The 12,222-nt window shown below is 68.8% G+C and carries 4 protein-coding genes; 3 read left to right on the top strand and 1 reads right to left on the bottom strand.

The genetic code is table 11. The annotated features are described in order from the left end of the window. On the bottom strand, nt 1–584 hold a 584-nt coding region (locus OO54_RS40465; protein WP_157856609.1), incomplete at its 3' end, for a hypothetical protein. On the opposite strand from OO54_RS40465, the gene OO54_RS40460 reads away from it, so the two are divergent. From OO54_RS40460 to OO54_RS48480, 3 genes are all read left to right on the top strand, one after another. Continuing rightward, nucleotides 544–4,104, top strand: coding sequence for a hypothetical protein (locus OO54_RS40460; protein ID WP_033212622.1), 3,561 nt, complete (start codon nt 544–546; stop codon nt 4,102–4,104). The two genes, OO54_RS40465 and OO54_RS40460, sit on opposite strands and share 41 nt — an antisense overlap. A gap of 86 nt (nt 4,105–4,190) precedes the next feature. Beyond that, the gene (locus tag OO54_RS48485; RefSeq protein ID WP_033212621.1) at nt 4,191–10,280 is read left to right on the top strand and encodes an SNF2 helicase-associated domain-containing protein; all 6,090 of its coding nucleotides are present in this window, start codon (nt 4,191–4,193) and stop codon (nt 10,278–10,280) included. Next, on the top strand, nt 10,217–12,222 hold a 2,006-nt coding region (locus tag OO54_RS48480; protein WP_209440915.1), incomplete at its 3' end, for a DEAD/DEAH box helicase. The genes OO54_RS48485 and OO54_RS48480, both read left to right, overlap by 64 nt.

The following is a 12,222-nucleotide window of genomic DNA, read 5'->3' as shown; positions in this document are numbered from 1 at the left end:
AACTCGGCGTCAAGGCCGCCGTCGAGCGCGGCGACCTGGAGCGCGCCGCCCAGCTGGAGACGGCCTTCGACGCCAGGGTCGAGCAGCGCGCCACCGGCGACAGCGAGAGCCCCACCGCAACGGGCGCACGAGCCCGGACACCCGAAGGCGAGGTCTCGCGGGAGGCCGAAACCCCGGACCTGCCTGAGCCCACGCCGGGACCGGCCGAAACCCCGGACCTGCCCGGCGGCCGTACGGTGGACCCCACCGGAGACCGGACGGGGAGTACGGACCCGCTCCAGCCGGGCAGCGAAACCCTGACGCGGCAGCCCGAAACCCTCGACACCACCGGCACCCAGGCCCCGCCGACACCCGAGCAGCTCCTCGCCCGCCAGGCCGGACCACGCACCGACGACCCCCTGGACGCGGTCCTGACCGGCGCCGCCGACGAACAGGGAATGCTGCCCTCGCAGCTCGGGCGAAGCCTGGAGGAGATGGTCAGCGAGCCCCACCGGGTGCGGGAGCTGTTCCAGGCGGTCGCCGACGCCCGCGACACGGGCCGCCTTGAGCAGGCGCGCGCCGCGCTGGAGGAGCTGGCGGCGCACACGCAGGCCGCCGAGGAGCGGCCCCGCCGAACTCAGACGGCAACTGGACGACGCGGTAACCGAGGCGTTCGAAGCACAGACGAACGCGATCGCTCACGACGCCGACGCCCGCCAGGTCACCCAGCTCTACAAGGCCGTCACCGACGCACGCAACACCGGCCGCCTGAAGGAGGCGACCACAGGCCTCGACGCGCTGCGCTCCCTCGCCCAGACCGCCGAGCAGCAGTCGTTCACCCGCTTCGCGACCCCCGAGACCACCGAAACCCAGACACCGCCCCGGACCACGACACCCGAACCGGCCCAGGACACGCCGGCCCCGGAGCAGGCCCAGGACACGCCGGCCGCCACGGAGCAGTCGATCTTCGACGTCCTCGGCGGCGTGATGCCGGTGCGACCGGAGATGGTCAGCAGCCCTCCCATCGGGGCCGCGCCCCAGCAGGCCGTGGTGGAACCCCGGCAAGCCCAGGCGCCGCAGGCGCAGACGCCAGACCCGGCGCCCGAGACCGCCCTCTTGGAGGACTACGCCGGCGCCGGCAGCCTCCAGGCCCTGCAGGATCTGTCCCAGGTCGTCGACATCACCGGCCTGCGCGCGTTCGAAGCCGGCCCCTATCAGCGACTGGACTTCGAGAACCGGCTGCTCGCCCGCACCATCGTGGGCGACACGATGCACTTCCCGCTGACCATCGCCGCGAACGGCGAAGGGCTCGAACAGCGCAGTCCGCTGGAGTACTGGACCATCGCCGCCGTCGCCCAGACCCTCTTCCCCGCCGGCTCCGGCGCTGCGTCACCCGAAGCGATCGCCCGCGCCCAAGGCCTCGCCGATCGCATCCGCGAGGACCGGGGCCTGCCAAGGTCCAAGGGCATGAGGGGCGGCGTAGGACAGCCCGGCAACCAACGCCTCACGCAGGGCAGCACGTCACGGGGCAGCCGCTTGCAGCAGGAATTGTCCCCAGCGGCCTCCAAGGTGCACGCCATGACGGCGCCACAACTCATGACGGCCATGGCCCAGTTGCCGCAGAAGCAGTCCGACGAGCTGACAGCCAGAGCCTGGCAGTTACTGGCGACGTACTCCGATCCGAGCGCCCAACCTCTGAACGAGGAAGGGCGACAGCGAGTGGAGGTCCTCCGGCGCGTGTGGGCGGTGCGCCACGCACTTCATCTGGCCGAAGAGGACAACGCGTCCGACACGGTGGCAGTGGAGCTGGCCCAGTACTACGCAGGCGAGGTCACCTTCAGCTTCCGGCCGGCGCCCCGCCACACCACGTACGCCTTCCCCATGGACCCGATCCCGGTGAGCGAGTCTCCCTCTGTCGGTACACCTTTTTCTGGGTTGCACGGGGAAGAATTCAGCGTCGCCGCTCTCCAAAGCGGCTCCGGAGACGAAACCGGTGTCTCGCACCAGGAGCAGATGGAGGAGGAGTCCGAGGCGACCGCACCGACACCGGACGACCAGTTGATGGAGGTGGACGAGGAGAACCAGGAGGACGAGGCCGTTGCCGGCGGGGGCGGTGCCGTACGGACGGCTATGGACGCCGCGTTCGAGGCCGCGTTCGGGGAGCTGCTTGACGACCAGTTGATGGAGGTGGACGAGGAGAACCAGGAGGAGGAGGCCGTTGCCGGCGGGGGCGGTGCCGTACGGACGGCTATGGACGCCGCGTTCGAGGCCGCGTTCGGGGAGCTTGGAGAAGACGCCGACTGGTGGGAGGGGGATCTTGAGGCGGCCTTCGGCGAGGAGGGTGGGCTGGATGAGGATTATCTGCTGTTCGAGGACGCCGATTCGTCAGCGGACGGCCGAGCGGACGAGCAGGCGCCGAGGGGCGATGCCGTCAGTGACACCGGGAGTGTGAGTTCCGAGGAATCGTGGTCCTCGGGTGTGTCGGCGGTGTCGCAGGCGCAGGAACTGACCGTCGCGGGGCTGCGGGAACTTGAGCGGGCGGCGGACAGCGAAGCGGAGAGCTGGTACACCGGCCGGACCGAGCAGCAGGCGCGCCGGCGGCGTGCCGAGCTGCTGGGGAGCTGGGGGGCGGATGCCACGGCGTATCCGGTGCTGGTGGAACATCTGCGCCAGGTCGTGCCGGGGGACGCTCCGCCGAAGGAGACCAACCTCCTGTTGTTGCTGCTGTCGCTGACCCCGCGGGCGCTGGCGGTTCCCGTCGAGCAGTTGGGCACGTGGCTCAAGCCCGGGCGGCCGCCGACCAGAAACGGCATCCTCGGTGGGCTCGGCACTCTCCACGGCGTCTACCGGGAAGTGCCCTTGGAGCTTGGTGCCCGCAGCCGGCCGCCGGGTGAGGAGTCGGCTGAGCGCCGTGCGTCCGTGCTGGCTGAGCTGTCGCGGCTGTCGGGGCTTGCCGTGTGGCATCGCGGGCGGCTGACCGCGCGTGCGGTGACGGTCCTGGGCAGCTGGGCGGTGGAGCTGGGATACCAGCAGGCCGTGAGCGAGTCCAGGGCCCAGGTGGAGGGGATCGCGACGGTGCTGTTCGGGCACGCCGGTGAGCGGGCGGTGGCCTTCGTCGAGCAGCATCTGGACCTCGCGGGCATCCCGCACGACGCCTCGCCCCGGTACGGGGCGCGTGATCTGCAGGGTGTCGAGGACGACGAGCCGGTGACCGCGATGGACCGGCTGCGGCTGGCGAAGATCACGGCTGATGTCCACGCGTTCCACTACGGCAGCGTCAACGTCATCCGGATCGCCGCGATCCTCGCCGGCCGCGACGACCCCGGCCCGGGCGATATGCACCGCGCGCTGGACATGCTGGAGTACGCCGGCTACAGCGAACTCCTGCGCGGCACCACCCTGTGGGATATCCCCGCCACCGCCCCGGACGCCTCCCTGGAAACCCGCACCCGCATCGAAGGCACCGTCACCGTGCGCGAGGAGAGCGGAGAGCTCACCGACACCGGCCGCGCCCTGCTCCAGACGGAGGCGGTCAGGATCGCCACCGCCCAGGCCGCCCGCCTGGGCGGCGTCGACCTCGACGCCCTGCTTCCCCAGATCTTCGCCACCGCCCACCAGCACACCGGCCGCCGCATCCTGCGCCGCTGGCTCACCGAGGCGGGCCTGCGCACCCTCACCCGCCAGGAACGGCCCCTCGCCCACGCCCTCGACGCCCTGCACACCTCACGCCACCTGGTCGAACAAGCCGCCCAGAGCGGCGACCACCTCGAAGCCGACCTGAGCCAGTTCGCCGACCTGTACTTCTCCGAGGTGGAATCCGACCCGCAGCCAGCCAGATCCTTCCCCACCTCCCCCGCGCCCAGGCCATCGCCCTGGCCGACACCTGGCACCACACCCTCGCCTACCTCACCCGCCACACCCCACCCAAAACCGACAACGCCACCACCGCAGACCCCACAGTCACCAGCATCCCGGCTACCACGCCCAACGCCTACGCCGACCTCCTCACCAGCGCGCAAGAAGCCGCCGAAGAGCAGAACACCTACCGGCTCGACTACCAGGCGATCGCCACCCGCCTTTTCAGCCCTCACTCCACCCCCACCCCCGCCCTCCTCGCCACCCTGATCGCCCTCGCCACTCACCTAGTACCCCCGGCCCTCAAAGTCACCCCCGAAGCCGCAGAAGCCACCGCACGCCTCATCATCTTCCTCATGGGGGACGACGAACCCCAGCTCCCCGAAAACCCCACGCTGACCCAGATGATGGACTACGCCATCTGGAGCGCCGCCCACACCATCGCCAACAGCCACAAGAACGACACACTGAACATGAGCGACATCGCCCGCTCCATCTGGAAAGAAGGGTACGGACATCACCAGTCTTTGTTGGTGGGCTGGCTCATGGCAGCCGGCCTCACCGGCGCACTACCGAGCCGGTGGAGGGATTTTACCCACTTCAAGCCACTGGCTGATGAAATGCATGGCTCCACAAGAGAATTCAGAACCCCCAACTTCATGTACCTCGCTCGAAAGTTTCCCCATGATTTGAATCATCAACAGATCCATAACCATAGGGGTGACATCTACAACGGCCTGTACACGGTCTGGGGGCTGGATGACTCACCGCTTCTCCAAGGCGGTGTGCGGTACCGCCTCGCGCGGGCCGCTCGCGAGGAACGTGACCGTTCCGGCAGCTCTGATCCGGCGACCATCGCGGCCGGGCTCCTGGGGATGGAGCAGCCCGGCATCGACCAGGTCGTGCTCGTTCAGGAGCTGCTCCGCCCGGACTTGAACCTGCAGGACCCGCAGTTCCCGGGACTTGCCCAGATCATCGTGGATGCCGTCGGCAACAGGCGGCCTCCCGCGATTCCCGGGCCTGGCAGCAGCACGCAAGCGAAGGAGGCGTGGAACCAGCTGCCCGAGCCACAGAAACTGAGCCGCCGTATCGACCGCGCAATCTACAACGCGGCAGCTTCCATCGTCCGGACAGGACAATATCGCCCCACCGAAATAGCCCGTTCCGTCTACCCGGAGCCCGACGCGCTCAAGAATGGGCGCAATTGGATGCTATTGCGGGGCTGGCTGGAGGCTTTCGGGCTGGAGGTCTACCACCCGGCCCGTCCTGGCAAACGCGAATTGGTGCGCGCCATGGATGAGTTCTTCGACGAGATATGGGAAGCCATCGATGCCGGTGAGGACATCGGCGTCCTCGGTGGCTTCGAGAACATCAACGACGAAACAGGCCTGAGCCGCATGTCGAAATATTGGGCCGGCACGTCGTGGTTGCAGGCGCTTGGAATGATCGGTGCGCCGATCACGGCCGGGAGCGTGCGCGGCAGAGTCCTGGAGCGGGTCCGGGTGCTGGTGGATCAGGGCGTGGATGATACGGACGAGTTGGCGCGGAAGGCGTTTGGGACCAGGCGGGTGTTTCCGTCGCAGGTGGCGGCGGCGAAGCAGATGATGAGGCTGTTCGACCGTGGCGTGATCTCCACGCGGCTACCCGTACTGGCGGATCGGCTTGTGTCCTACCACGCCGGGCCGGTGATGGTGCCTCCCGGGGTGGGCAGCACGCTGCAGCAGCGGATCGACTACGCCATCTGGCGGGCGGCCACCGCCGTCCAGGAGGGGCGGAAGATCGCTCTGGGCCGGCTGGCGGAGCTGGTGTTCAACGGGGCTCCGCACACCAGCGTGCACCCGCCGATGGTGTGGCACGCGACCTCGCCCATCGGGCGCACCGCCCGCCGGTACTTCCTGCTCGGCGTGCTGGCCGCGGCCGGGCTGCGGCCCGCCTACCGGATGGGTTCCTCGGTGGCCCGGAACATGGCCACCATCGTGGGCGAGTTCCAGCTGCAGAAATCCCTCGACGGCGCGGGCGCCAGCCCGCACTCCACCACGGTGGAGATCTTCGCCTACCGGCATGTGCCCCACACCTACCAGTCGTTCATCTGGGGCCTGCTGGAGACCCTCGGCCTGCGCGGCACCTCCCTCCCCTCGGACGGGCTTCGCGCCCAGATGCACCGGGCCGTCACCCAGATGCTGGCCCAGCAACCCGATGCGACCGCCCAGCAGGTAGGTGAACTGTTGTTCGGCACCGGTGAACTCAATCCCGAGGCTCTCACCGCCACCAGCCTCTGGATGAAGACAGCCACCCCCCGCCGACTCACCGCACACCAGCCCACCACCAGCACGGGCGGAGGCGTCACGTCGCCGGGCGTGAACGCCTCACTCGCCCGGCAGGCCGGCTACGTCGTCGCCGCCACGCTCCACGCCCGCACACAGCCCGGCTACATGGGCGACGACATCCCGGCCCTGGTCCAGGACCTGTTCGGCATCGCCACCGACCCCTTCGGCCTGGCCCTGGTCACCGGCATCCTCGAAGGCACGGCACTGACCGGCCTCAACAACCACCACGACCCCGAGCAGGCCCGCACCCTCCTGGGTACCGCCCTCACACTGACCCAGGCCCGCGCCCTGCACGACGAGGCCGGGCGGCAGAAATTCAGCCACGGCCGCATTGTCATCTCCCACACCACGGACGGCGTGATCCCTCACCGCCAGCACCACTACCACGCCCGCACCCGCGGCCTGCTCGCCGGCCGCGGTGTGCTGCCCGTCCCCCGCCCCGGCACCCCCCTGCACCGCCTCCACCAGGACATCGTCCAGCACGCCCGCACCATCGAGGACACCCACGGCACCCTCACCCTCGACGACATCGACGACATCGCCTACACCGTCCTGCACTTGACCACCCCGCCGGACGAACACCAGCACCACGTCATCAAAGAACTCCTGCGCCCCCACGGGATCAATGTCACCGAAACCCGCAACCCCACCACCAACCCCGCCACCCCCCACCACAGCGACAGCGACAGCGACAGCGACAGCGACAGCGACAGCGACAAGGGCGACGGCCCCCGCCCCATGGACCTCGACTCCGAGGACACCACCCGCGACCAGCGGCCGCCCTCCGAGTCTCTCGGCTCGCCCAGCATCCAGGACGTCCTCGAAGGCCACACCACCACCAGCCGCACCGTAACGGCCGAGGACCTGACGGCCGTCGCACTCGCCGACCTGGAGACACTGCGCCGGCAAGCCCCCGAGGAACCCGACCACACACAGGGCTACGACCCGGCCAAGGCAGCCGACTACGCCATGACGCTCGCCCTCGCACCCTCAACCCTCAGCACACCCCTAGACAGCTATGACGTCTTGGAGCAGCTCGCCGATAAGGCTAAGCAACAAGGCCGCCTCCTCACCGCCAACAGCTTGCTCTTCGCATCCGGGGGCCGGGTCATGCTCCCCCGTAACGTCAAGTGGATAGACGCGTCGACCATGAAGAAAACGTTCGATATCTTCTGGCAGGCGAAGAAGGACCAAGAAACCTATGCCTCGAAGAGGGTGGCACGCCTGCTGATCGGCGACGGACGAGGTACGCCCGAAAACGTCGCTCGCGTGGTGCGCAGCTACTGGATGGCGGCAGGTCTCGGTGACTACGTCATCGCTCCGAACGGGGCACGGGACGTGGTGCGGAAAGCGGTGTACGAACTGGCCGACGTGTTCACCACGGCCGGCAAACAGCCCGATCACCGGCTGATCGCCCAGCGGATCTACGCAGCCGGAGAGGAACCGCTCGAAAGCCAGGTCCTCATCGTGGAGGAGTTCTTGCGGCAACACGCCGAGTCAGCCCCCCTCACGGAAACCTCGGACACCGCCGCGCCGACCGACCTCGACGCCATCCCCCTGGACGACCTTGAGAAGCTGGGCGAGGCCGTACCTGTACTTCCCACAGAGCCGTTCAGCGACCCACAGCTGGCGGCCGACTACGGGACAGCTCTCGCCCTGGCCCACTCCCGCTCCGGCACGCCCGTCGATCCCGCCCCCTACACCACGTACCTGACGCAGGACGCCGACAAGTTCTCCAGAACAGCAGCGGGACTGCTGTTCGCCGGCGGAGCCACAGTCAAAGTGGACAGAAAGTCCCTGAGATATATCACCTCGGCGTTTCTGCGGCAGAACATTGACATCGTCCGCGAACAGCGAAGCAATAACATTCCTCATAACGCCCACTCTGCCGCGATGGCCACGGCGGGAGCACAGGTGGCCAGGAACTATGTGCGGGGTTTCTGGATGGCGGCAGGGCTCGGCGAATACACCATCACGGAGGGCGGGGCGCGGGACGTGGTGCGAAAGGCGGTGCGCGAGCTCGCCGATGCCTTCCTTTCGGCCGACAAGAAGCCCGATCCTGTGCTCATCGCGCAACGGGTCTACAGCCCCGGGCGACGGCCCGAGGCACAGCACGTCGTCATGGTCGAGGAGTTCCTGCGGCAGAACAGTGCGATGGCAGAACTCGCTGGCGCAGTAAGTGAGGGGGAATTGGGGGCGGTTCTTCTCGACGATGTGGACCGGCTGCGTGAATCCATGCCTGAACCACCTGGCGGTGAGCACTATGACCAGGAGCTGGTGGCAGATTACGCCGCTCACCTCGCCCTGGCGCAGTCACCCCACGACCCTGCCCTCGACCCCTCCGCTTACACGGAACTCTTCGCCCCACCCAAAGTCAACGACCGTAAATCCCTGCTCGGCCTCAGCCGTGCTCTGCTCTTCGCCTCGGGCGCCCAGGTGACCATGGGGACGGTCAAAAACCTGCATTACACGGCGGACAAGATGAGGCAGGGCTTCGCGCTGGCCGGGCAGGTGGACCACAAGGACGAGCAACTCACCATGACGCAGGCCGCGACGATATTGGGCAGCAGATCCAACAAGTACCTGGTATGGGGTTTCTGGCTGGCTGCTGGTCTTCGTGGTGACGGGCCCCGGCAGGGTGGTGCGCGGGATGTGATCCGGAAGGCGGTGGGCACGCTGGCCGATGCCCTGACGTCGGCGGGTAAGGAGCCGGACGCGTGGCTGATCGCGCAGCGTGTCTATGCCCCGGGCATGAAGCCGCGTGAGCAGCAGGTGGCGTTGGTGGAGGAGCTGTTGCGGCAGCGGGAGGACGCCGCGGAGCACGCTCCGCCCGTGGTGGCGGTGCCCGTGGTGGTGGACGGGCTGGGCGGGGTACGCGTCGCGGTGCGGGTGGAGCATGCGGGGGTGGGCCGGCTGCGGGCGGTGCTGCAGGTGCAGGGTGCCGGCTCGGTGGAGGTGCTGCCGGGCGGCGCCGACTGGCAGGAGCTGCCGGCCCCGGTCCGCAAGGTGCTGGGCGATCAGGCGGTGTGGCGGCGGGTGCAGTTGGCGGTGTCGGACGCGTCGGCCGCCTGGCCGCTCCTGGGTGCGCTGATCGGTCACGACGCGGCGGAGTCGGTGGAGCTGGACCGGGCGGGACTCGGTTCCCTGGCGGGGGCGGCGCTGAAGCTGGCCGAGTCGGGGGTGGAGGTGTTCTGGCCGAAGGAGCGGATGAGCTGGCTGTCCTCCACCGTGAAAATCCACCGCACCGGGCAGAACACGGCCTACCGCCCGCCGGGCAGTCAGGTGGACGGCGAGGCGTTGCTCAGCTTCGACTGGCAGCTGTCCCTGGAGGACGGCAGCGAGCTGACCGTCGAGGAGATGGACATCCTGATCGCCTCCCAGATGCCGGCCGTTCTGCTGCGGGAGCAGTGGGTGCTGGTCGACGAGGAGGTGGTCGCCAAGGCCCTCAAGGCGCGCTGGACCCGCCAGGGCGGCCGACACCCGCTGGAGGGCATGGAGCCGGGCGTGCAGGATCCGGCGCTGCTCATCGAGCAGGTCAACCAACCACCGGGGACCGGGGTGGCCGACGAGGCACAGAACATCAAGACCGCCCACGCCGTATGGGCACAGCGCCTGCGCTCCCTCAACTCCCACGCCCGGTTCGCCCTGACCGGCACCCCCGTCAGCAACACCCTGGAAGACCTGTGGGCGCTGCTGGACTGGACCACGCCCGGTCTGCTGGGCGACCTGAACTCCCGGCAAGACCCGCACCACGACGCAGCCCGCCATCGCGCTGGAAGACCTCATCCGCCCGTTCGTACTGCGCCGGACCAAGAGCGAGCGGGGGATCGCGGAGCAGCTGCCGCCCAAGACGTACACCAACTGGGTGGTACCCATGACAGCGGACCAGACCGCCCTCTACGCGGCACTGGTGGCCACCGCCAACAACAGCGGGCAGCGCGAGAAGAACAAGAAGGCCAGCGCGATGGCGCTGGGCACGAAACTACGCAAGATCGCCAACCATCCGGCGCACTGAGCTGGTCACCGAGATCACCCAAGCCGGCGAAGCCGTCCTGGTGTTCACCCAGTTCGTGGAAATGGGCCGCCTCATCCAACGCCACCTCCACGACAAGGGCCTGAACTCCTTCTTCCTGCACGGACAGGTCAGCAAAGACACCCGCGCCTCCTGGGTGAAAACCTTCCAGAGCGGCGCCGAAGACGCCCCCAGCGTGTTCATCATCTCCACCAAAGCAGGCGGCACCGGCCTGACCCTGACCCGCGCCAACCACGTCATCCAGTACGACCTGTGGTGGAACCCCGCCGTCCTCGACCAAGCAGACGCCCGCGCCCACCGCATCGGCCAGACCAAACCCGTCCACATCCACCGCCTGATCAGCCAGGGCACCATCGAAGACAAAATCTCCGACATCCTCACCGGCAAGACCGCCCTCGCCGAAAACCTCCTCGACAACCTCCAGAACAACGCCGGCACCCTCACCGACGACGACCGCTTCACCGAACTCCTCGCCGAACACCTCACCACCACAAGCACCGACACCACCACCACGAACTCCCACACACCCCACGCCCTGCCTACCCCCAGCACCAGCACGGGGACTCCTGCCGAAACCACCCCGCACACCCCCACCAGCACACCCGGCATGCTGAACGCTCCACCCACCCCGACCACACCCCGCACCCCGACCACCCCCGAACGGCTTCCCCGGCTCCGGCGGAGACGAAAGAAGAACACAACAGCCACCGATTCCAACCCCACAACCGGCCCACGCGTCACTCGCAGCTCCCGGCCGCAGGAATCCGCCGCCACGGCGGGTAATCCGCCGGTGCCGGAGCAGAGCACGACCGGCACCACCTCCACGGCTCTCGGAGAACCTCCGGTGACGCACCAGGGCGACGGCGTAGACGCTTTCACCGATCCGCAGGTGGCCGGGGGTGAGCCGGTCTCGGCGGCGGTCATGGATCCGGTGGCGGCGTTCGAGGCGATGCTCGCGCTCCCGGCCGCACCCGACGTTCCCGTCGCGACGCTGGCCGACCTGCTGACCCGTCTCGTCCACCACGTACTGTCCCGGGCCGGTGACGGCACCGTGCTCTCCCCCCAGGAGGTGACCGCCCTCATCCACGGCCCCGGCAACGAGCCCGGGCCACACGGGGAAGACTACGTACGTGGCCTGCTCCAGGCCTCGGCACTGCCCCACACCGGGCGCACCGGCCTGCTGAACGCGCGGCTGATGGGCCGGTTCACCGACGCCGTCCGCGCCGACCTGGCCGACGGCCGGCAACCGGATCCCGCAGGTTTGCTGTCCACACTGCTGCGCGCGGACACCCCCACACCCCAAATGCTCGCCCAGGCACGCGGCTGGCTGCACGCCGCGGCTCTCCCGCACACCCCGGGCCTGCCCCAAGCCCTGATCGCCGCCGCACGCCACCTCGCATCCGGCCGGGTCGGCCACTTCCAAGCCGTCAACGCCATCACCGCCACCCTCCTGCACACCCGCCAGGCAACCGCCTTCCAGCGGCAGGCCATCGAACACTGGCTCAACACCCCCGCCCTCACAGAGCCCGCCCCCGCCACTACTGCCACCAGCCCCGTGCAGGCCTTCCGGCGGATGCTGCAAGCCCCCGTACCACCCCCGCTGACCTCCCGTTCCACCATCGCCGACGTCCTCACCCGCCTCATCCACTACACCCTGACCCTCGCCCAGGACGACACCGTCCTGGAGTCATGGCGGATCACGAACTCATGGGCCGCTTCATCAACGCCGCCCACCACGCCGCGACCCCCACCAGAGATGTCAACAAGACCCAGCTCCTGCACACCCTCCTCGGCACACCACCCACCCCCCACATGGTCGCCCAGGCCCAAGGCTGGCTCCACGCCATGCAACTCCCCCACACCCCCGGACTCCCCACCGCACTCATCACCGCCGCACACCACATCCACACCCTCCACAACGACCCCGACACCGCCATCGACGCCATCGCCGCCACCCTCCTCGCCACACCCCGCACCACCCCCACCCAAACCACCGCCATCCACCAATGGCTCACCACACCCCCCACA

Origin of the sequence: Streptomyces wedmorensis (genome assembly GCF_000716445.1) — a bacterium.
Taxonomy (GTDB): domain Bacteria; phylum Actinomycetota; class Actinomycetes; order Streptomycetales; family Streptomycetaceae; genus Streptomyces; species Streptomyces wedmorensis.
Note: the sequence above shows the minus strand (reverse complement) of the source record. Positions and strands in the feature narration are given on the sequence as shown.